The organism is Paenalcaligenes hermetiae (assembly GCF_039543645.1).
Taxonomy (GTDB): domain Bacteria; phylum Pseudomonadota; class Gammaproteobacteria; order Burkholderiales; family Burkholderiaceae_B; genus Paenalcaligenes; species Paenalcaligenes hermetiae.
Map to the genome: position 1 here is coordinate 63,751 of NZ_BAABKD010000002.1, position 20,437 is coordinate 84,187.

Sequence of the window (20,437 nt, forward strand, 5' to 3'; positions counted from 1 at the left end):
CTTGGTTTGACCAAGCCTTTTTATTACCGCTTAAACGCGTTCCAGTAAAATCGCGATCCCTTGCCCCACCCCTATACACATTGTACAAATAGCATAACGCCCCTGTGAGCGCTGTAGCTGATTAACGGCCGCCATCACAATACGCGCCCCGCTGGCGCCCAAAGGATGACCTAGGGAGATGGCACCACCATTAATATTGACGCGTGGGTCATCATCTGCCAAACCTAAACCTCGCAGCACGGCTAAACCTTGCGCTGCAAATGCCTCATTGAGTTCAATCACATCAATTTGATCCAAGGTTAAACCCGTTAACGCTAATAACTTACGTGTGGCAGGCTCAGGACCAATACCCATAATGCGCGGCTCTACACCGGCATTTACCATGGCGACAACGCGTGCCTTAGGGGTAAAGCCATGTTGCTTAGCTGCTGCCTCTGACGCGATAATTAAAGCGGCAGCGCCATCATTAACCCCAGAAGCATTCCCAGCTGTAATCGTACCATCCGCGCGCACAATAGGACGAAGCTTTGCCAACGCTTCGAGAGTGGTTTCCCGAGGATGCTCATCTTTATCCACCACCAATGCATCGCCACGACGCTGCGGCACCGTCACTGGGGTGATCTCTTCGGCTAGAATACCCGCAGCCTGGGCTGCAGCAGTACGCTGTTGACTACGTAGTGCAAAAGCGTCTTGATCTTCGCGCGATATGCCAAACTGATCGGCCACATTCTCTGCTGTCTCAGGCATTGAGTCGATCCCATATTGCTTTTGCATCAAAGGATTAACAAAACGCCAGCCAATGGTTGTGTCATACACCGCATTATCCCGCGTAAAAGCCGCACTGGCTTTAGGCATTACAAATGGTGCGCGGCTCATGCTTTCTACACCACCTGCTAACATAAACTGGGCATCACCGGCACGAATAGCACGCGCTGCCGAGCCAATTGCGTCCATCCCTGAACCACATAAACGGTTAATTGTCATGCCAGGCACATCAATCGGTAAGCCCGCTAACAATGCAGACATACGAGCGACGTTGCGGTTGTCTTCTCCGGCTTGGTTCGCACAGCCATAAAGCACATCATCCACTTGACTCCAATCAGCTTGTGGGTAACGCTGCATTAAAGCTTGTAACGGTACGGCTCCTAAATCATCGGCACGTACTTGGGCCAGGCTCCCTCCATATCGTCCGAAGGGCGTACGTAATCCGTCACAAATAAAAGCTTCGCTCATACTGTCTCCTAAAAGAATATGACTCAAATTATCTGTATTTTAAACTTATACAGTATCAAATCAAAAATCATAACCTAATTGTCCAAATAACGGTCACTCATTCGCTAGGCAATTTCCCTGAGACGCATACAAAAAACCCCGCTCAAGGCGGGGTTCTTTATGCTAGTTCTGGTTTAAGCACCAAAGTTTTTCGCTGCAAAGTCCCAGTTCACCACTTTCCAGAAGTTTTCTAGATATTGTGGGCGGGAGTTGCGGGTATCAATGTAATACGCATGTTCCCATACGTCACAGGTTAACAACGCCACATCGTCTGTGGTTAAGGGCGTTGCGGCATTGCTAGTGTTAACAATATCCACCGTACCATCGGTTTTCTTCACCAACCAGGTCCAACCTGAACCAAAGTTGCCAGCGGCCGATTTGTTGAACTCGGCTTTGAAGTTATCAAAGCTGCCCCATTTAGCATTGATGGCATCAGCCAAAGCACCGGTAGGCTCGCCACCACCATTAGGGGACATGCTGTTCCAATAGAACGTGTGATTCCATACCTGGGCCGCATTATTGAAAACACCACCAGAAGACTTTTTCACAATGTCTTCTAAGCTGTCGTTGGCCATGTCTGTGCCTTCGATCAGGTTATTTAGGTTGGTAACGTAAGTTTGGTGGTGTTTGCCGTAGTGATATTCCAAAGTTTCTTTGGAGATATGGGGAGCAAGTGCATCCAAAGCGTAAGGTAATTCTGGAAGGGTAAAAGCCATGTTTAGTTCCTTCTAAGTTGTGCTAATAATTAGCGTTGTTATTCAAAGCAAATCGTGCTTTTGTTTTAGCTTAACAAGCAGGTGGCCTTGTGCCAACTGAATATGTAAGGGTTCGTTAGCCTGTACGTCTACCGAACGTTTAATAATGTCTCCGTGCTGATTACGCACAATCGCATAGCCACGGTCCACAATGGCTTCAGGGTTAAGAGCATGTAAGGTATGGCATACCGCTCGCAAGCGCTGTTGGTGCTGCTGTAGCTGCTGCTGCACCAAGGGCTGTAAACGCTTTTGCGCCAAAACAACCTGCTGCCGAGCCCCTTGCGTCTGTGGCACACAACGTAACAACCTATGCTGCAAGTAACGTAATTGCTGCTGTTGTGGTTGGATCGTGGCGCTTCTTTGCATGCGCGCTACAAGCTGCTGCAGCTGCTGACGCCTATGCAAAATACGCTGCTCAGGGGATACTAACCGCCCAGTGGCTCGATCCAAGCGCAAGCTAGCACGCTCTAGTATTCTAGCCTGACATTGCTGTAAGCGCCTAAATAACCCTAGTAGATCCGCGTTACTTTGCGCTTGGCTCGCACAGCATAGCTCGGCAGCAGCAGTAGGAGTAGGTGCTCGCACATCGGCGACGAAATCAGCAATGGTCACATCAGTTTCATGCCCTACCCCACTAATAATGGGGATAGGACTCGCTTTTATCAAGCGTGCTAAGCGCTCGCTATTAAAGCTCCATAAGTCCTCGAGGCTACCGCCACCACGAACCAATAAAATGGTGTCTACGGCTTGATCGGCAATAGCTTTACCTAATGCTGTACATAATTGCTCCTGAGCCTCCTCCCCTTGAACGGCGGCAGGGTAGACATACACCTCGACATGGGGTGCCCGACGGCGCATCGTAGTTAACACATCACGTAAGGCGGCTGCGGCTAAAGAGGTCACCACCCCAATACGTTGTGGTACACGACACGGCGTTTTTTTAGAGGCAGAGTCAAATAAACCCTCATCTGCTAATTTTTGTTTTAAGCGCTCAAACTCGGCATGCAAATCCCCTAAGCCAGCTCGCTGTAAGCTTTCGACCTGGAGCTGATAATCCCCCCGAGGCTCATAAAGCGTCACCGCAGCATAAAAACGATACTTTTCACCCTGTTTAGGCATAAAGCCCACTCGCAAAGCACGCCCCCTAAACATCACCGCTTTAACAGCCGCTCTTTCATCTTTGATGGTGAAATACCAATGGCCGGATGCGGCTTGGGTAAAATTGGAAATCTCCCCTTCTACCCATATGCGTCCCACCTGCTGCTCGAGCAAAGCAGCAATATGACGGTTAAGCTGACTCACTGTCAGACTACGCGTTGTAGAATTCGCAGTAGAATACAAGTTCACTCCCTTGGTATAAATCGTAATGGCTGTATTCAACACAAAAAGGATTTACACGTGCTAAGTATTATTCAAGCCGCAGGTTGGCCGATTTGGTTTTTATTACTGTGTTCCATTATAGGCCTAGCATTAATTATAGAGCGAGGGATTAGTTTGCGCAGTGCCGCGGTATTTTCAGCTGCAGCACGCGATCATGCCTACGAGCTCGCGCGGCAAACACACCCCAACGCAGAGCAAATTCAACGCTTAAAAAAAACCAATGCGTTGGGACATATCTACGCCAACTTATTACAAAACAAAGACCAACCTGAAACGGTACGCCAACACGCTGCCGAAGATGCCGGCAGCGAGGTCTATTTCCAGCTAAACCGATACCTGCCAGCCTTAGGGACTATCGCGGTTATCGCCCCCTTATTGGGCTTATTTGGCACCGTAGTCGGTATGATTGAGATTTTCGCTTCGTATCAACCTCAGGGCAGTGACCCGACGTTATTAGCCAATGGGATTTCTATGGCACTCTATAACACAGGCTTTGGCATTATCATCGCTGTACCGACTTTGATTGCACACCGCTATTATCGTTCACGTAGTGATTATTTACTTCATCGCCTAGAAATAGAGGCTAGTCGTTTCAACCGCTTTCTTAGCCAACTATCATGAATTTTCGGCGCCGACATACATTTTCCACTGATGAGGTCCGAGTGGATTTTATCCCCCTTATCGATATTTTATTGGTGGTGCTTATCTTTATTACAGCGACCACCACCTTTAACCAACTCCACGAAATCCCTGTGCAACTACCAAGCGCAGAAGGACCGAGTCTTAGTCCTGAAAGCCATGTGCTTGCCATTAGCCAAGATGGACAGTTTGCTTTAAATGGTCGCTTTTTAAGTCAAGGGCATGATGCTCTTAGCGAGGCGTTAACGGCACTGCCCAATAAGACCTCTGTGTTGATTTATGCTGATGCCAACGCTCGTCATGCCGTGGTTATAGAGGCTCTCGAAGCCGCTCGTCATGCACAATTTGAAAAAATCAGCTTTGTCACACAACAATGAAACTGCAAGCCCAAATTGAATCATGGCTACATCAACAGTGGAGCAAAAAAGGCGTGTTTAGCCTAGTTATGCGTCCCCTAAGCAAACTAGCCCAATACTATATTAAGTATCAATCCCAGCAACCTCGTGCTCAGCTCCCCTTTAGCGCTCCACCGATTATTGTCGTAGGTAATATTATTGTTGGTGGGGCAGGCAAAACGCCTGTCGTTCTCGCACTCTGTGAGTATCTCAAAAATCAAGGTTGGCAACCTGGAATTATTAGTCGTGGCTATGGCGTGACCATTAACGGACCAGCTAGAGTGGGTCAAGGCATTTTATCTGCTGCAGATTTTGGCGATGAGCCCAGCCTTATCGCTCAACAAACAGGTGTGCCCATTGCCGTCCATCCCCAGCGCGTTCAAGCACTTACCGCTCTTTGTCAGCAACACCCAGAGGTCAATGTGGTCATTGCGGACGATGGACTTCAACACCAGGCGTTACCACGAGATATTGAAATTATTGTGCAAGACCAACGTGGTATAGGAAACGGCTTAGTCTTACCAGCTGGACCATTACGAGAACCCCCTTCGCGCTTACAGCATGCTGATTGGCTCATTACGCAATTACCCGCTCGGAGCTCCATGCCTGCCACACCAGCTCCTACCACAGCAAATCGCTCTGTCACAATGCGCTTACAAGCAACTCAAATGCAACAGTTACACACAGGAAAACGGCTCACTTTTGGCGACTGGTTAGCACAGTATCGCCAATGCTCAATGACCGCTTTAGCCGCTATTGGACAGCCACAACGCTTTTTTTCTATGCTAGAACAAGCTGGCTTACAGCTTGAGCAATGTATCGCTCATGCTGACCATCATCCAATTGCTGCCTCCACCTTTAGTCAACAAACCGCCTCTATACTGTTAATTACTGCTAAAGATGCCGTAAAATGCACCGATATATCAGACCCAAGAATCTGGGTGGTGCATGTTGCCCCCCAGTTCACCCCTAGCACATGGCTCGTTGATCTAGAACAAAAGCTGCATGAGCTGACCCTGCTAGGCTAAAACATAGAGAGAATCAATGATGGAACCCCATTTACTTGCTATTCTAGTTTGCCCACTTTGCAAGGGTAAGCTCGAACACAATGCTGCCCAGCAACAACTAGTTTGCCCTGCTGACAAACTTGCTTACCCCATTCGCGATGGTATCCCAATCATGCTCAGCAGCGAAGCCATCACGCTATCCGATCAAACCTAAATTACGCTTATGTCTTTTACTGCCATTATTCCTGCGCGTTTAGCCTCGACCCGACTGCCTAATAAGCCTTTAGCAGATATCGGCGGCAAACCCATGGTAGTACGCACCGCAGAGCAAGTGGGCCAATCCGCGGCACAATCCATCTATGTGGCCACCGATAGCCAACAAGTCATTGATGCCATACAGCCCTACGGGATTCCCCATTTACTTACACGAGCGGATCACCCTACCGGCACAGATCGGCTAGCTGAGGCCGTCGATTTACTGGGGCTAAAGGACGACGAAATCGTCGTGAATGTACAGGGTGATGAACCCCTCATCGCGCCTGAGCTCATCAATGCGATCGCCTCCCACCTACAGCAGCACCCCAATGCGGCCATTGCTACCATTGCTACGCCATTTAATCATGATGCGGATTTTTTTAATCCTAATCACGTAAAAGTGGTTTGCAATCTAACCGGTCATGCCCTCTATTTTTCACGGGCACCTATTCCCTGGGCTCGAGATGCCATGCAACAGCACCCCAATCTCATGGCTCCCAATCTGGGCGCGCTGCATCATATTGGCATTTACGCTTATCGAGCCAGCTTTCTGCGCCAATTTCCCCATCTGGTCCGTGGCCCTCTAGAAAAGCATGAGTCACTAGAACAGCTTCGGGCCCTAGAAAATGGCTTTAGTATCTGTGTTTATCAGATCCCCCAAGCGCCGGCACAGGGTGTAGACACCCCAGCGGATCTCGATAAGGTGCGCGAAATTTTTCAAAATCGGTTATAAACAAGGTTTTGCCTATTGGTTTTTGCACTTAAACATACACCTTTGCATGGTTAAATATGTGCTAAATCATCGGCTAAATACCATTTACAGGAGGACGCTATGCGCCTGATTCTACTTGGCCCTCCCGGGGCTGGAAAAGGCACACAAGCCGCTTTTATCGTCGAGGAATTTAACATTCCTCAAATTTCTACTGGTGATATGCTGCGTGCTGCAGTCAAAGCCCAAACCCCTCTTGGCATCGAAGCCAAAAAAGTCATGGATGCGGGCGGTCTTGTATCAGATGATTTAATCATCGGACTGGTACGTGACCGTCTGCAGCAAGCTGACTGTGAAAACGGTTACCTATTTGACGGGTTCCCACGTACCATTCCTCAGGCAGATGCTCTTAAAGAGGCCAATGTCTCGTTGGACTACGTGATTGAAATTGACGTACCTGCAGAGCAAATCATTGAACGCATTAGTGGTCGTCGTGTCCATCCCGCTAGCGGTCGCTCCTATCACATTAAATTCAACCCGCCTAAGGTCGAGGGCAAAGACGATCTTACCGGCGAGGATTTAATTCAACGCGATGACGATAGTGAAGAAACCGTACGTAATCGCTTAGATGTCTATCAAAACCAAACGCGCCCTCTAGTGGACTATTACTCAAGCTGGGCACAATCTGGTGATGCAAACGCCCCCAAATATATTAAAATCGAAGGCGTGGGCTCGGTAGAAGAAATACGTAACCGTATCCTAGAGGCACTTAAGTCCTAAGTTCTCTACCCAAATCCGGCCTTGTGCCGGATTTTTTTATGAGGTTATCTCTATGCAAATTCAAGATAAAGTTTTTGTTGTGACAGGTGGCGCCTCCGGTCTAGGTGCAGGCACCGTACGTATGCTGGTAGAAAAAGGGGCTAAAGTCGTTATTGCTGATATCCAAGACGAAGCCGGACAAGCCCTAGCCAATGAGCTTAACCAAGTCTATGTCCATTGCGATGTCACCCGCGCTGAAGATGGACAACAAGTCATTGATACTGCTCTCGCTCTTGGGCCGCTTTTTGGCTTAGTAAACTGCGCAGGCGTGGCTCCTGCTGCACGTACCGTTGGCCGGGAAGCCCCCCATGATTTAGACCTCTTTCAAAAAGTCGTAAATATCAACCTAGTAGGCACGTTTAATATGTGTCGCCTAGCTGCTTTTGCCATGAGCAAAAATGACCCCGATCCCACAGGCGAGCGCGGTGTTCTCATTAACACGGCCTCTGTTGCCGCCTTTGACGGACAAATCGGCCAAGCCGCCTACGGCGCCTCTAAAGCTGGGGTTGCCGGCATGACGTTGCCTATGGCGCGCGATCTTTCCCGTTTGGGTATTCGTTGTGTTACTATTGCCCCCGGTATTTTTGGTACGCCCATGGTATTTGGCATGCCCCAAGAAGTTCAGGACTCTTTGGCTGCAAGCATTCCTTTCCCATCACGTTTAGGGCGCCCTGAAGATTACGCTAAACTGGTTTTTAGCATCATTGATAATGAAATGATTAACGGCGAAACTATTCGCTTAGATGGTGCGATCCGTATGGCACCCAAATAATATGAGTTTATTGCGTTCAGCAGCCACAATTAGCAGCTTAACTTTTATGTCGCGCATTACGGGCTTAGTGCGCGATATTTTAATTGCCCGCAGTTTTGGGGCTGGTCCTCTTAGTGACGCTTTTTGGGTTGCGTTTCGTATTCCTAATTTATTGCGTCGCCTATTTGCTGAGGGCGCTTTTTCTCAAGCTTTCGTACCCATATTAGGCGAAGTACGTAGCACAGGCACAGATAAAGACGTCAGACAACTGCTAGATCGCGTAGCACTTGCTCTGACCAGTGTGCTCATGCTGATCACGGCTTTAGGCATGGTCGCTGCCCCTTGGGTCGTCAGTGCAATGGCCAGCGGTATGACTGCCGTCGATAAACAAACGGAATTTCACGCCGCTATCTGGATGACAAGGACTATGTTTCCTTACATCCTCTGTATGTCTTTAGTCGCCTTAGCCTCGGGGATTCTAAATACCTGGAGTCGTTTCGCCATACCGGCTTTTACTCCGATTCTGCTCAATATTTCCATGATATTGGCCAGTGTTTTTGCTGCACCTTATTTTGACCCTCCTATTTACGCTTTAGCCGTTGGTGTAATAATAGGTGGCATTGCTCAACTTAGTGTGCAATGGATAGCTTTGGCGCGCCTTGGGCTCATGCCACGGTATTCTTTTCGGGTGATACAAGCATGGACAGACCCATTAGTAAAGCGTGTGGTCAAACAAATGCTGCCAGCTATTCTAGGCGTCTCTGTTGCCCAAATCTCTCTATTAATTAACACGAACATTGCGACCTGGCTACAAGCCGGAAGTGTGACCTGGCTTTCTTTTGCTGATCGCCTGATGGAGTTTCCCACAGCTTTGCTAGGCGTGGCGCTAGGTACAGTATTACTTCCAAAACTATCAGCTGCTTATGCTAAAAAACAGCATGAGCAATACCAGTCTCTACTTGATTGGGGGCTACGCTTAGTCATCATGCTAGGTATACCTGCGGCTCTTGGACTAGCTTTATTAGCAGATGGTCTGGTAGCCACATTATTTCACTACGGTGCTTTTAATGCCGAAGACGTCGCGCAAACCAAGCTCGCCGTCATGGCTTATGCCGTGGGTTTACTGGCCCTATTAGCCATTAAAATCCTAGCGCCAGCTTTTTATGCTCGCCAAGACATAAAGACCCCCGTGCGCATTGCTATTATGGTGTTAATCTTAACGCAGCTCTTTAATGTGATTTTTGTACCACGCTATGCGCACGCCGGCCTAGCCTTGTCGATTGGGCTTGGTGCCAGCATTAATGCACTATGCTTATTATATTTATTGCATAAACGCCACATTTACCACCCCCAATCGGGCTGGTTGCGGTTTATACTACGACTTATCCCCGCGCTTGCCGTGATGACCTCTATCTTGCTTGTGGCAGACCATCATATCGATTGGGTCGCCCTAGCACACGTGCCGTGGCAACGTGCCTTATACCTCTTACTTACCGTTGGTATTTGCGCACTAAGTTACGGATTTATGCTTATTTTATTTGGCTTTAGACTGCGTGACTTTACAAAGGCGCGCCCCTAATATATAGTATTAGTCTTTGCCAATTAAACCTTTTACTTGATTTTTTAAATATGGCTAATTCAGCACAAGCACGTAAACGCGCCCGTCAAGCAGATGCGCGTAACAAACACAACGCAAGCATGCGCTCCATGATGCGTACATCCATCAAGCGCGTACGCCAAGCTATCGAAGCCGGTGACCAAGCCGCTGCGAACGAAGTCTTCAAAAAAGCTTCCAGCGTTATTGATCGCGTTGCCGACAAAAACATCATTCACAAAAACAAGGCTGCTCGCCACAAAAGCCGCCTAGCCTCCGCCATCAAGGCGATGGCTTCCTAAACCGGCTAGGTTTAATTGGCCGAGTCAGCTTGGATCACCTAGATCCATGACAAAAAGGGTGCTTAAAGCACCCTTTTTTAGTCCTAACACAGCAGATTAAAGCGCGTATACTAAAAAAGCCCATAGCGGGCTTTTAATACATAAACAAATAGTGCACTAATCCATATCCATTCCAGAAGTCTGCAGGTTATTGTCTTTAGCAAACCCACAAACAAACTTCCAAGCCAAAGGCTCTAATTCGCGCAGTTTAGGATCAACCACCACACAACGCACACCATCAATTAGTCTTGGCACCACATAAGGGGAATATGTAAACGGGCCACCAACAGAACCCTCGGGTCTAAATTGAGACATCACCCCCGCTAAGCGCTCTGCCCAATCACTAGGCCGAAAACGCTGTCCAGAAGTGGTTGTGCCATGTATTACAAGCTTTGCAGTCATAAAATTCCAATATTGACACCTGCCGCCAATACAATGTAGCGCTTGGTCTGGGTGATAACAAGCGCCTTGCGCTGACGACAAAATAACCTACTACCTACCGTAAAACACCACAAACATCATTGTATCCTATTTAGCGTCTGCCCATATAGTGAATCAATACGATCAACACAACCTATTATGACTAGGCGTAAATCGGACTTTGCTCTATTATATAAAATTGGCTAATTATTTTTTTGCTAAGGTTTAGTATGAACGCTACGGCGCCGATACGGCATTATTTACAATTTAACGACTTATCTAAAGACGAAACGCTTTATTTATTGGATCGCGCACGCCTTATTAAAGACCGTTTCAAGCGTTACGAGCCCCACCTAACCTTACACGACCGCACTCTTGCCATGGTCTTTGAAAAAGCCAGTACGCGCACCCGTGTATCTTTCGAAGCAGGCATGTACCAAATGGGGGGCTCTGTGATTCACCTCACAACCAATGACTCCCAGCTGGGGCGCTCCGAGCCTATCGAAGACACGGCTCGCGTTATTTCGCGTATGGTAGATATTGTGATGATCCGCACTTTTGGCCAAGAGCGCATTGAGCGTTTTGCCGAATACTCACGTGTTCCGGTCATTAATGGTCTCACTAACGAATACCACCCTTGTCAAATTTTGGCCGACATTTTCACCTATATGGAACACCACGGCTCCATCGAGGGTAAAACCGTGGCGTGGATTGGCGATGGCAACAACATGGCTTATACCTGGTTGCAAGCCGCACAGATGCTAGGGTTCAAGCTACATATTTCTAGCCCCGAGGGCTACCGGCTCGACCCAGCACTCATTGGCAACCCGGATGCCACTGTACTACAAGCGTTCGATGACCCCATGGAAGCCTGCAAAGGCGCCCATCTTGTTACTACCGACGTATGGACCAGCATGGGCTTCGAAGACGAAAACGAGGCGCGTCGCCAAGCCTTTGCTAATTGGTGTGTTAACGAAGCCATGATGGCAGTCGCTGACCCTAACGCCCTCTTTATGCATTGCTTGCCTGCCCACCGTGGCGAAGAGGTCACCGCCGAAGTCATTGATGGCCCCCAAAGTGTGGTTTGGGACGAAGCAGAAAATCGTATGCACGTACAAAAAGCCCTGATGGAGTTTCTTCTCTTAGGTAAGCTTGATACCTAACATCCACTGACTGCCCTCTACCCCATCAGCATTCGCTCTTGGGGTATTTTTTCGCTTAATATCCAGTTAAGCAGCTAAGACATACCTCTTTTTAGGCGGGTAATTATGTTCGCTACCTTTTTCCTTATATTGCCTGATTTTTTATTAATGGCATTAGGGCTACTTTTATTACGGTGGCGCTTTTTACCCCTATCATTTTTTAATGGTGCCGAAAAGCTGGTTTATTACGTCTTATTCCCTGCTTTGTTATTTTCATCCATGGCCAAAAGCCATTTGAGTCTTACACAAATTTCCACACTAGGAGTAGGCACCGCACTCGTTATACTTATAGGCGCTGCCTTGGCTTGGCTCGCTCTACCGGCGCTTAAACCCAACCGACTGCAACATGCCTCTACCACACAATGCGCCTATCGATTTAATTCCTATTTGGCTTTTTCTATTGCGGGAGCACTAGGAGGAGAGCCCGCACTCAGTGCTATGGCGGTCATTGCCGTGGTGGCGGTGCCTTTAGGCAACCTATTGGCTGTCTCAAGTTTGGCCAACCATCAATCCAGCCAATTTTTGAAATTATTAGCGAAAAATCCTCTTATTATAGGAACGCTAAGTGGGTTACTTTGGAATCTTATGGGGTTGCCTCTGCCCGCTGTGCTCGATGTTACCCTATCCCGCTTAGGTGCAAGTGCCCTCGCCATGGGGTTGATTTGTGTAGGTGCTTCTTTTTCCTTACACGCCCTACAGGGAGCGCAACAGGTAGTTGGCTGGATGGTTACTGTAAAATTAATCGCCTGTCCCCTAGCCGCTCTGCTGGTAAACGCGCTTATACCTTTAAACCCCCTAGAACAACAAATGCTGCTCCTTTTTGCCAGCCTGCCAACGGCCTCTACAACCTATGTGCTGGCTGTACGTATGGGGGGAGATGGACGTTTGGTTGCCCTAACGATGTCGCTGTGTACTCTATTGGCAGCTTTTACGATGCCCTTATGGCTACTCATCCAATATTAATGCATTTAAAAATCACAAAGCCGCCTATTAAGGCGGCTTTTTATAAAAAAATAATTTCTTATTTCTGATTTTTTAATTGAGGAATAGCTGCCCCTTCGGCAGGTGCTAATAAGCCAGCCTGCGTATAAGTAAAGAGCTTATCACGTGTATCAATAATATCCAGATTACGCATGGTAAGCTGCCCAATACGATCACGTGGGGTGAAGGTATCATCCCCTTCTTTTTCCATCGTGAGGCGCTCTGGGCGATAAGTTAAGTTGGCTGATTCAGTATTTAAAATCGAATAATCATTACCACGACGTAGCTCTAGAGTGACTTCGCCAGTAATAGCACGAGCAACCCAACGCTGAGCGGTTTCACGCAGCATAATAGCCTGCGGATCAAACCAACGCCCCTGATACAACAAACGCCCCAGACGCAAGCCGTTAATACGATATTGCTCAATGGTGTCCTCGTTATGAATCCCAGAAACTAGACGCTCATAAGCAATATGCAACAAAGCCATTCCGGGGGCCTCGTAAATACCGCGACTCTTTGCTTCGATAATACGGTTTTCGATTTGATCGCTCATTCCCAAGCCATGGCGCCCACCGATGCGGTTTGCCTCAAGCATGAGCTCAACTTGATCAGGATACTCAACCCCATTTAACGCAACAGGAACCCCTTCTTCGAAGCGAACTGTAACGGTTTCTTTTTCGATTTGGACATCATCACGCCAAAAAGCCACCCCCATAATCGGCTGCACAATATGCATGCCAGTATTTAAAAACTCAAGGTCTTTGGCTTCGTGTGTTGCTCCTAGCATATTGGAGTCCGTGGAATAAGCTTTTTCAGCGGACATTTTATAGTCAAAGCCGTATTTCTCCATGTACTCTGACATTTCAGCACGCCCACCGAGCTCGTCGATGAACATCTGATCTAGCCATGGCTTATAGATTTTAAGCTGAGGGTTTGTGAGCAAGCCATAGCGGTAAAAACGCTCAATGTCATTGCCTTTATATGTGCTGCCATCGCCCCAAATATGAACGTCGTCCTCTTTCATGGCCGCCACGAGCATGGTTCCCGTTACCGCACGACCAATAGGCGTCGTATTAAAGTAGGTCACCCCAGCCGTTGTAATATGGAACGCACCACACTGTAAAGCCGCAATACCCTCTGCAGCAAGCTGCTGGCGACAATCGATTAAACGGGCTTTTTCTGCCCCGTACTCTAACGCTTTTTTAGGAATGGCATCGTAATCGGACTCGTCTGGCTGACCCAAGTTTGCCGTGTATGCATACGGAATAGAACCTTTGTTGCGCATCCATAAAATCGCGGCACTGGTGTCCAAGCCACCAGAAAAAGCAATACCAACCTTTTGGTTGACTGGAATATTTTCTAGAATAGTCGTCGTCATAATGAGTCCAAATACACAATGTAAAAATAATAGGTCTATTATATCGCTCATTACAAAGGCTTTCAGCAAAGAATGTTATGCTAAAGCTTTATACTAACGATTCATCATGTCTCATATTCACATTGCCGCGGCCATCATTACGAATGCTGATCAAAAAATGCTACTAGTTCGCAAAAAGAACACCCAACGTTTTATGCAAGCAGGTGGCAAAATTGAAGCTGGAGAAACGCCATTGCAAGCACTATTACGAGAACTAGACGAAGAGTTACAAATCCAACCAGACCCACAACAGATAATTTATCATGGCGAATTTCATGCTCCCGCTGCCAATGAGCCAAATCACACCGTACATGCCCATATTTATCAGTTAACATGGCATAATTCTATTCATATTGCAGCGGAAATCGAAGAAGCACGCTGGGAAGATCCACGTCAAGCCCACTTGCTCCCTTTGGCTCCGCTCACCGAGCATTTTATTCTTCCATTATTGATGTAGGCTCCACTGAGCATGACCACACATATTACCCAAACCACACACTGCTTTACCTTACAACAACTGCGCGCTGCAACTCAGGCGGGTGGCGTAGCAGGTGTGTCGCTAAAGGGCCAAGGTAATGGTTTTTTCATCCAAATCCAGCTTCGTACCGGCCAGCATGCTGTTCTTGTCACGGCTCGCAGTCGCTCACCGCGCATGTTCAAAAACCCCGCGCAAGCGTTTGGGGTATTACGCCGTGTCGGCATCGTCACCGGCAGCTTTGATGTCACCCATTATGCACCCGAGCAACAAAGCCATAGTGACAAACCCGTGAAAAAAGCAGCCAAAAAAACAGCGAGCAAAGTCAGCAAAGCAAAAAAAGCTGCGGCACAAGCAGCCCCCGCTCCTACTGAAACCGACCTACCCGCACACGACCCCTCTCCGCTGGATAAAGCCAAGGCACAGATCAATGATCCTCAGCAGCCCTCTTTAGCCGATCCCTCCATTCAAATCGACGAAGAACAAGCTAAAAAGCTTCTTGAGGAGCAAGCCCCATTGGTTGGGGTACAGCAGAGCTTAATTTAAGCGCCAACAAAAAATGCCTGCATTAAGCAGGCATTTTTTTGCGCAATACTGTTTTAAGACTCCACCTCTCGGGCTCGCTGCTTAAGTCGCTTAAAGGCGACAAATGCCAGCATGGCAAACACGGCTGTCATACAGACTGCACTAATAGGCCGTGTTAAAAACACGGTCATATCTCCCCGCGATAAGAGTAATGCACGCCGGAAGTTTTCTTCCATCATCGGACCAAGCACAAATCCTAATAACAAAGGAGCGGGCTCAAAACCCATGCGCGCCGCAACAAAACCAAATAAACCAATAATCAATACAATACCGACATCAAATAGGTTATTATTCGCGCTATAGACACCAATACAAATAAAAAACAAAACGGCCGGATAAATCAGACGATACGGCACAGAAAGCAGCTTTACCCACATCCCCACCAAAGGGATATTTAAAAAGAGCAAAAGCAAATTACCAATCCAAAAACTAGCAATTAACCCCCAAAACACAGTAGGGTGATCCACCATTAGCTGTGGGCCTGGCTGAATATTATGAATCATCATCGCCCCTAGCATCAGCGCCATTACGGCATCGCCAGGGATACCTAGGCTTAGGGTAGGGATAAAAGCCGTTTGTGCTGCGGAACTATTCGCTGATTCGGGACCAGCAACCCCCTCTATCGCCCCTTTACCAAAGCGTTTTGGCTCACGACTAAATCGTTTTTCCACAGCATAAGACATAAAAGAAGCGATGGAACCACCCGTACCCGGTAGTACACCAAAAAAAGCGCCAATCCCCGCACCACGCCCTATGGCCGGTGCAGACTGTTTGAATTCGCCTTTTTGTAGACGCATGGCTCGCCAACCAATTTTCGAGCTGGAAACTGCTGTACCCGTGCCCAGTTGATTCGCATGAGACAACACATCCGCAATACCAAACAACCCCATCGCCACCGCTACAACCACCAAGCCGTCTTGCAGCTCTGGAATACCAAAGGTAAAGCGGGCTACACCCGTATTAATATCAGTGCCCACCACCCCCATGATCAAACCCACCAACACCATGGCAATACCTTTTAAAGGTGCCCCTGTGGTAAGCGTGGAGGCTGCCAACAAGCCCAACAACATTAAGGAGAAGTATTCAGCAGGACCAAATTTAAAGGAAAGCTCTACTAATAGCGGGCCAAACGCCATCATGAGAATAATCCCGATGGTAGCACCGATAAAAGAAGCAATCATTGCCATCAATAAAGCAGAGCCTGCCCGCCCCTGTTTGGCCATGGGGTGACCGTCTAAACACACCACGGCATGGGTAGGTGTGCCTGGAAGATTGAGCAAAATTGTCGTGGTAGCGCCCCCATAGCTTGTACCGTAATACAGTCCCGCTAACATCATGAGCGCCCCTGCAGGGTCTAAGCCATAGGTAATAGGCAATAACATGGATATGGCGGCCAAAGCACCAATGCCCGGCAAGACGCCAATCAAGTTACCAATAAATACCCCTATAAAGGAGTAAAACAAATTATGCAGAGACAGCGCTGTTTGAAAACCAAGAATAATGTTATCTAACATGGATCAACCCCAGCGCAGGAGAGGAAACTGCATTTGCAATGCATAATAAAATACAATAATCGCCATCAGGGTCAGTACCACGGCGACCACAAGCGCCGTTTTCCATGTGTTTTTCTGATCTGCTAGTGTCGCTACAAAAGCCAATACAAAGGTCGCAGGAATCAGCCCGCCGTATTGTCCTAAGGCAATAAACAATAAAATAGATGCCACAACCAAAAACCAAGCCCTAAACTGGGGTACAAAAGAGGTCGTGACAGACTGCGGTTCTGGTGGGCTTAAAGCGATCAGTAAGGCAACCAACATCAACCCTGCTCCTAAGAGCAAAGGAAAATAACCCGGCCCCATACGCGCCAAAGAGCCTATTTGATAATTTAAACTGCCCAAAACGGTTGCCATGCCTATAAACAGCATGAGGAGCGCGGGCGGCAGCTCCTTTTTATTGATGCCAAACTTCATCGCCAAAAGAGGGTTCCAAATAAGGGGAAAAAATCAAAAACAGCCCCAATGAACTAAAAAGCTATCATTATATCGGGCTGTTTAGGATTCTAGTAGTGTAAACCGTTCTACAGGATAACAAAAATAATTTTCCCGCTAAATATGGCGACGGTTACATATCAAGAGGCCGCTGCCGGCGCTGTAGGGCTTAATGCACTAAGCAAATAAGCCATCAGCTCTTTTACAGGAGCAATCGCTTTACCTAAAGGTAAAATCTCTGAGCCCCGAAAAAATAGCCCTCGGGCGATATCGCCTGCCAAGGCATAGGCCAGCTGTCGATCAATGCAAAACTGACCGCTTTTGGCGACTCCATCGCGTAAACCACAAAATGCCAAGCAATCAAAACCCTCCGAGCAGTCACGTGCCTTTGCCACCTCTTGTAGTTTTTTCTCTTTATGCAAATAAGCCTCTAACCATGGGGTACGCACAGCACGCGCCGGTAAGCCAGCCACACTCATAAAGGTCACGATGTCTTCTGGCTCGGCCTCGACCAAGACTTTTTTGAAATTGTCATGCGCATCACCTTCGCACGTTACCGCAAATGCACTACCTAGTTGCACAGCGCTTGCCCCTGCATCGAGCAACGCCTGCACTTGCTTAGGCTGGTGTATGCCCCCAGCAACAATTAAAGGAATAGGTGCAATGCCTAATTTTTCAAAGACCTCTTGAGTTTGCTCTAAGACCTGAATGGATTGATAGTTAGGTTTATCCATGTCTTTCGTGTCAGCCAACCCCAAATGCCCCGCAGCAAATTTAGGATTTTCTAACACAATCGCGTCCGGTAGACGATTTTTCCGCATCCATTTACGCAGTACCAGCTGTGTGCCTCTGGCATCAGACAAAATAGGAATCAGCGCGACATCGGGGTAATCTGCCGCCAGATCGGGTAAATCCAAAGGCAGCCCAGCCCCTACCACAATCGCATCAGCTCCACTTTCACACGACTGGCGCACAAAATCGGGGTAAGCCGAGACGGCTTTCATGATATTGACTGCGATAGCGCCTTGCCCTTGGGCAATTGTCTTCGCGGCTTTGATTTCACGGTCTAATGCGATCAGATTACACGCATTAATATGCGACTTAGTTGGCTGCTCGCTACAACTTTGCATCAAATCAGGATGGTGGCGACGTAAATCCACACTGGATATGGTCCCTAAGGCACCCAGTTTAGCTACAGCACCAGCAAGCCGATGCGCGGATATCCCTATCCCCATCCCCCCTTGCACCACGGGCAAAAGCGATTTATTTTTAAGCAAAAAGCGTTGGGTTACTTCATCAAACACCATTGTTTCCTTTTTCCATTTAGCATAGACGCCGACCCCACTACTATGCCCCTAAATAAAAACAGCGACCTTAATGTGTATCAAGGTCGCTGCATTTAAGTGCTGAAAATAAGAATCAATACATGCCGTGAAATACCGCGTCTTCTGGCCCAATATGCGACGGCGGGCTCCAGGTCACATCACGCATGGAGTGTTGTACTAGATTTTCCACACCAAGCAAAACAGCAAAAATAGCCATGCGCACGGGAATACCATTATCGGCTTGGCGGAAAATCGCTAAACGAGGATCGTGATTCAAGTCCACACTCAGGTCATGTGAACCGGCTCGGCTATCTCGCGGCAAAGGATGCATGATGATCACATCCTCTTTGGCATAAGTATCAATGAGCGCTTTATTAATTTGAAAGTCGGCACTGTAGCCTTCTAGCTGCTCATCATTAAAACGTTCTTTTTGTACACGGGTGGCATAGATCACATCCGCGCCCTTTAACCCTTCGGCCATCGAGTGCGTTTGCTCAATCACATGATTACCGCGTGCTGCGACATGCTCAATGATCTCAGTCGGCATTTCCAACCCAGGCGGAGAAACCAAGGTGAATTTTAAGCCTTTATAGAGCGCCAACATTTTCATAAGCGAATGCACCGTGCGCCCGTATTTTAGGTCCCCTGTGATTGCAATATGCGCGCCATCAAGCAATTTACCCAAGCGAGAAAACTCGGTCAGAATTGTATAAAGATCCAATAATGCTTGGCTAGGGTGTTCCCCAGCCCCATCCCCCCCATTCACTACAGGGATATTTGTAGCGGCAGCAAACTCAGCAACCGACCCCTGCTCTGGATGGCGTATTACCATAGCATCCACATAACCACTCATGACACGGCTGGTATCGTAAATTGACTCACCTTTAGCCATAGAGGAAAAGGTAAAACCAGTGGTATCACACACTGAGCCACCCAAGCGGCAAAAGGCGGCTCCAAAGCTTACCCGCGTACGTGTACTGGCCTCAAAAAATAAATTACCTAAAACCGCTCCCTCTAGTACCCGCGAGACTTTTTGCCGACGCGCAATCGGTTGCATCATATCGGCGATACGTACTAACTCCTCGACGGAGTCACGAGTAAACTGTTCTACTGAAAGCAGTTGATGTTTGCCATTGATCGCAATACGATCACGCAAAGGCCCCGTTTGCGAATTTTGGGCATATTTAGCGAGCAATGATTCGTTTTCGACGATTTCGGTCACAAAACGCTGGACAACCTCGGGCATACCACGAAACTCTTGCGAGCCCTCGGGCAATAGCCACGTATCCAAGGCACGACGTTTAACCCCAATGCGAGCAGCAAAAACATCGCGGGTCAAATTTAAGCGACGCATAGCGTCGCGCAAAAAAACCTGTTGGGAGACAGACATAGGGATTTCCATTCAAACTATACGCAATGCGTATATTTTAACCCTAGCTGCAGCCCAACAGGTATTTTTTTATGCTTTACGCATAAAAACAACAATATTACATAGGCTCTGCGTTTTGCCCAGCAATAATTTGGGCAGCCGTTACTGCATTTTCTTTGCTACCAACCATGAAGATTAAACGTCCTTCAGTGATAGGCTCAGAATAACCCGGGATCGCTAGTAAGGTCCCATCTACCACCAAAGCCAACCGTTTGCCTGGGTTCTGCTGGGTAATAGTCGTTAAACGCTGGGTCGCGGTCTCGTTAAGCGTTAAAGCCAACAAACCCTCGCCTGTTTCTGCCGTACCGGCTTCAACACTGCTCAAATCATTGCGAGTAAGAAATGGATCGGGCTCCATATAAAGTGTATTGCTTTCATCAAGCTGGATTTCTGCCCAATCCGCTTGAGGCTTGGTATCTGCCAAAAAAATCATCAAAGGTGCCATCGTTTGGGCTTCGGGAGCCTGCACCGAAGCATCTACCCCTGCGGCAGGAGCCGTTTGCGTGGTCGCTGGTGCTGTAGACGCTGTAGAGCTTCCGGGCTGATGTGGAGTCTGACAAGCTGCCAGCGCCATGAGTGCTACCGGAACCAATAAGCGACTTAATGTTTTTAATTTAGGCATAAACACCATCCTCATTTATAGAAATCATAATAAAAAAGTTTAACAGCAACCAACAAGAAGCTCCACGGCCTTTGCT

23 protein-coding genes are annotated in these 20,437 nt (G+C 48.0%); 13 read left to right on the plus strand and 10 right to left on the minus strand.

What is annotated here, in order from left to right; genetic code table 11:
- Positions 1-30: 30 nt before the first annotated feature.
- The 3 genes from pcaF to xseA form a co-directional block, all read right to left on the minus strand.
- Entirely contained in the window at positions 31-1,233 is a 1,203-nt protein-coding gene (gene pcaF, locus ABD980_RS01940) for a 3-oxoadipyl-CoA thiolase (protein ID WP_345369215.1), read from the minus strand.
- Between the two features lie 173 nt (positions 1,234-1,406).
- Positions 1,407-1,988, minus strand: coding sequence for a superoxide dismutase [Fe] (gene sodB / locus ABD980_RS01945; RefSeq protein ID WP_260649559.1), 582 nt, complete (start codon positions 1,986-1,988; stop codon positions 1,407-1,409).
- Positions 1,989-2,030: 42 nt separating this feature from the next.
- Positions 2,031-3,368, minus strand: a complete 1,338-nt coding sequence (gene xseA, locus ABD980_RS01950; RefSeq protein WP_345369218.1) for an exodeoxyribonuclease VII large subunit — start codon at positions 3,366-3,368, stop codon at positions 2,031-2,033.
- A gap of 57 nt (positions 3,369-3,425) precedes the next feature.
- Here xseA and ABD980_RS01955 point away from each other — a divergent pair, with 57 nt between their 5' ends.
- The 9 genes from ABD980_RS01955 (at position 3,426) to rpsT (ending at position 9,878) form a co-directional block, all read left to right on the plus strand.
- Positions 3,426-4,028, plus strand: coding sequence for a MotA/TolQ/ExbB proton channel family protein (locus tag ABD980_RS01955; RefSeq protein ID WP_345369220.1), 603 nt, complete (start codon positions 3,426-3,428; stop codon positions 4,026-4,028).
- A complete protein-coding gene (locus ABD980_RS01960; protein WP_300647612.1) occupies positions 4,025-4,423 on the plus strand; it encodes an ExbD/TolR family protein in 399 nt (132 codons plus the stop codon). The genes ABD980_RS01955 and ABD980_RS01960 overlap by 4 nt, the downstream gene beginning before the upstream one ends.
- The gene (gene lpxK / locus ABD980_RS01965; RefSeq protein WP_345369222.1) at positions 4,420-5,469 is read left to right on the plus strand and encodes a tetraacyldisaccharide 4'-kinase; all 1,050 of its coding nucleotides are present in this window, start codon (positions 4,420-4,422) and stop codon (positions 5,467-5,469) included. The genes ABD980_RS01960 and lpxK overlap by 4 nt, the downstream gene beginning before the upstream one ends.
- Before the next feature lie 19 nt (positions 5,470-5,488).
- Positions 5,489-5,662 (plus strand): Trm112 family protein, encoded by a 174-nt coding sequence (locus tag ABD980_RS01970; RefSeq protein WP_300647618.1) that lies wholly within the window; start codon positions 5,489-5,491, stop codon positions 5,660-5,662.
- A gap of 9 nt (positions 5,663-5,671) precedes the next feature.
- The gene (kdsB, locus tag ABD980_RS01975; protein WP_345369224.1) at positions 5,672-6,436 is read left to right on the plus strand and encodes a 3-deoxy-manno-octulosonate cytidylyltransferase; all 765 of its coding nucleotides are present in this window, start codon (positions 5,672-5,674) and stop codon (positions 6,434-6,436) included.
- 99 nt (positions 6,437-6,535) lie between these two features.
- Positions 6,536-7,192, plus strand: coding sequence for an adenylate kinase (adk, locus tag ABD980_RS01980; protein ID WP_345369226.1), 657 nt, complete (start codon positions 6,536-6,538; stop codon positions 7,190-7,192).
- Between the two features lie 52 nt (positions 7,193-7,244).
- Complete coding sequence (locus tag ABD980_RS01985) at positions 7,245-8,003, plus strand: 3-hydroxyacyl-CoA dehydrogenase (protein ID WP_345369228.1); 759 nt, start codon at positions 7,245-7,247, stop codon at positions 8,001-8,003.
- 1 nt (position 8,004) lies between these two features.
- A complete protein-coding gene (gene murJ, locus ABD980_RS01990) occupies positions 8,005-9,561 on the plus strand; it encodes a murein biosynthesis integral membrane protein MurJ (protein ID WP_345369231.1) in 1,557 nt (518 codons plus the stop codon).
- A gap of 50 nt (positions 9,562-9,611) precedes the next feature.
- A complete protein-coding gene (rpsT, locus tag ABD980_RS01995) occupies positions 9,612-9,878 on the plus strand; it encodes a 30S ribosomal protein S20 (protein ID WP_260649547.1) in 267 nt (88 codons plus the stop codon).
- 156 nt (positions 9,879-10,034) lie between these two features.
- Here rpsT and ABD980_RS02000 read toward each other — a convergent pair whose 3' ends face one another.
- A complete protein-coding gene (locus ABD980_RS02000) occupies positions 10,035-10,319 on the minus strand; it encodes a DUF3579 domain-containing protein (protein WP_260649546.1) in 285 nt (94 codons plus the stop codon).
- A 248-nt stretch (positions 10,320-10,567) separates the two neighbouring features.
- Here ABD980_RS02000 and argF point away from each other — a divergent pair, with 248 nt between their 5' ends.
- Together argF and ABD980_RS02010 are read left to right on the plus strand one after the other, a co-directional pair.
- Positions 10,568-11,500 (plus strand): ornithine carbamoyltransferase, encoded by a 933-nt coding sequence (argF, locus tag ABD980_RS02005; protein ID WP_260649545.1) that lies wholly within the window; start codon positions 10,568-10,570, stop codon positions 11,498-11,500.
- Between the two features lie 105 nt (positions 11,501-11,605).
- A complete protein-coding gene (locus ABD980_RS02010) occupies positions 11,606-12,502 on the plus strand; it encodes an AEC family transporter (RefSeq protein ID WP_260649543.1) in 897 nt (298 codons plus the stop codon).
- Between the two features lie 58 nt (positions 12,503-12,560).
- On the opposite strand, the gene argG is transcribed toward ABD980_RS02010, so the two are convergent.
- Positions 12,561-13,898 carry an argininosuccinate synthase gene (gene argG / locus ABD980_RS02015; protein WP_300646977.1) on the minus strand — a complete coding sequence of 446 codons (1,338 nt, stop codon included), beginning with the start codon at positions 13,896-13,898 and terminating at the stop codon, positions 12,561-12,563.
- A gap of 106 nt (positions 13,899-14,004) precedes the next feature.
- On the opposite strand from argG, the gene ABD980_RS02020 reads away from it, so the two are divergent.
- Positions 14,005-14,394: an NUDIX domain-containing protein gene (locus ABD980_RS02020; RefSeq protein ID WP_260649540.1), complete on the plus strand. Its 390-nt coding sequence runs from the start codon at positions 14,005-14,007 to the stop codon at positions 14,392-14,394.
- A 12-nt stretch (positions 14,395-14,406) separates the two neighbouring features.
- Positions 14,407-14,958, plus strand: coding sequence for a hypothetical protein (locus ABD980_RS02025; RefSeq protein WP_300646975.1), 552 nt, complete (start codon positions 14,407-14,409; stop codon positions 14,956-14,958).
- A gap of 53 nt (positions 14,959-15,011) precedes the next feature.
- Here the strand turns inward: ABD980_RS02025 and ABD980_RS02030 are convergent, their stop codons facing one another.
- The 5 genes from ABD980_RS02030 to ABD980_RS02050 all read right to left on the minus strand — a co-directional run bounded on the left by ABD980_RS02030 (position 15,012) and on the right by ABD980_RS02050 (position 20,361).
- Positions 15,012-16,511 (minus strand): tripartite tricarboxylate transporter permease, encoded by a 1,500-nt coding sequence (locus tag ABD980_RS02030; RefSeq protein ID WP_345369239.1) that lies wholly within the window; start codon positions 16,509-16,511, stop codon positions 15,012-15,014.
- A gap of 3 nt (positions 16,512-16,514) precedes the next feature.
- A complete protein-coding gene (locus ABD980_RS02035) occupies positions 16,515-16,967 on the minus strand; it encodes a tripartite tricarboxylate transporter TctB family protein (protein ID WP_345369643.1) in 453 nt (150 codons plus the stop codon).
- Positions 16,968-17,125: 158 nt separating this feature from the next.
- On the minus strand, positions 17,126-18,292 hold the full coding sequence (locus ABD980_RS02040; RefSeq protein ID WP_345369241.1) for an NAD(P)H-dependent flavin oxidoreductase: 1,167 nt from the start codon (positions 18,290-18,292) through the stop codon (positions 17,126-17,128).
- 112 nt (positions 18,293-18,404) lie between these two features.
- Positions 18,405-19,700: an aspartate carbamoyltransferase gene (locus tag ABD980_RS02045; protein ID WP_260649536.1), complete on the minus strand. Its 1,296-nt coding sequence runs from the start codon at positions 19,698-19,700 to the stop codon at positions 18,405-18,407.
- Positions 19,701-19,797: 97 nt separating this feature from the next.
- Positions 19,798-20,361 (minus strand): SecDF P1 head subdomain-containing protein, encoded by a 564-nt coding sequence (locus tag ABD980_RS02050; protein ID WP_260649535.1) that lies wholly within the window; start codon positions 20,359-20,361, stop codon positions 19,798-19,800.
- Between the last annotated feature and the right edge of the window lie 76 nt (positions 20,362-20,437).

Excerpts from the sequence above, each read along its gene's own strand:
- ABD980_RS02025 (WP_300646975.1), top strand. The coding sequence starts at position 14,407 with ATGACCACACATATTACCCAAACCACACACTGCTTTACCTTACAACAA.
- murJ (WP_345369231.1), top strand. The coding sequence starts at position 8,005 with ATGAGTTTATTGCGTTCAGCAGCCACAATTAGCAGCTTAACTTTTATG.
- argG (WP_300646977.1), bottom strand. The coding sequence starts at position 13,898 with ATGACGACGACTATTCTAGAAAATATTCCAGTCAACCAAAAGGTTGGT.
- kdsB (WP_345369224.1), top strand. The coding sequence starts at position 5,672 with ATGTCTTTTACTGCCATTATTCCTGCGCGTTTAGCCTCGACCCGACTG.
- ABD980_RS02035 (WP_345369643.1), bottom strand. The coding sequence starts at position 16,967 with ATGAAGTTTGGCATCAATAAAAAGGAGCTGCCGCCCGCGCTCCTCATG.
- ABD980_RS02030 (WP_345369239.1), bottom strand. The coding sequence starts at position 16,511 with ATGTTAGATAACATTATTCTTGGTTTTCAAACAGCGCTGTCTCTGCAT.
- sodB (WP_260649559.1), bottom strand. The coding sequence starts at position 1,988 with ATGGCTTTTACCCTTCCAGAATTACCTTACGCTTTGGATGCACTTGCT.
- lpxK (WP_345369222.1), top strand. The coding sequence starts at position 4,420 with ATGAAACTGCAAGCCCAAATTGAATCATGGCTACATCAACAGTGGAGC.
- adk (WP_345369226.1), top strand. The coding sequence starts at position 6,536 with ATGCGCCTGATTCTACTTGGCCCTCCCGGGGCTGGAAAAGGCACACAA.
- ABD980_RS02050 (WP_260649535.1), bottom strand. The coding sequence starts at position 20,361 with ATGCCTAAATTAAAAACATTAAGTCGCTTATTGGTTCCGGTAGCACTC.
- argF (WP_260649545.1), top strand. The coding sequence starts at position 10,568 with ATGAACGCTACGGCGCCGATACGGCATTATTTACAATTTAACGACTTA.
- ABD980_RS02000 (WP_260649546.1), bottom strand. The coding sequence starts at position 10,319 with ATGACTGCAAAGCTTGTAATACATGGCACAACCACTTCTGGACAGCGT.
- pcaF (WP_345369215.1), bottom strand. The coding sequence starts at position 1,233 with ATGAGCGAAGCTTTTATTTGTGACGGATTACGTACGCCCTTCGGACGA.
- rpsT (WP_260649547.1), top strand. The coding sequence starts at position 9,612 with ATGGCTAATTCAGCACAAGCACGTAAACGCGCCCGTCAAGCAGATGCG.
- ABD980_RS02045 (WP_260649536.1), bottom strand. The coding sequence starts at position 19,700 with ATGTCTGTCTCCCAACAGGTTTTTTTGCGCGACGCTATGCGTCGCTTA.
- ABD980_RS02020 (WP_260649540.1), top strand. The coding sequence starts at position 14,005 with ATGTCTCATATTCACATTGCCGCGGCCATCATTACGAATGCTGATCAA.
- ABD980_RS02010 (WP_260649543.1), top strand. The coding sequence starts at position 11,606 with ATGTTCGCTACCTTTTTCCTTATATTGCCTGATTTTTTATTAATGGCA.
- ABD980_RS01985 (WP_345369228.1), top strand. The coding sequence starts at position 7,245 with ATGCAAATTCAAGATAAAGTTTTTGTTGTGACAGGTGGCGCCTCCGGT.
- ABD980_RS01960 (WP_300647612.1), top strand. The coding sequence starts at position 4,025 with ATGAATTTTCGGCGCCGACATACATTTTCCACTGATGAGGTCCGAGTG.
- ABD980_RS01970 (WP_300647618.1), top strand. The coding sequence starts at position 5,489 with ATGGAACCCCATTTACTTGCTATTCTAGTTTGCCCACTTTGCAAGGGT.
- ABD980_RS02040 (WP_345369241.1), bottom strand. The coding sequence starts at position 18,292 with ATGGTGTTTGATGAAGTAACCCAACGCTTTTTGCTTAAAAATAAATCG.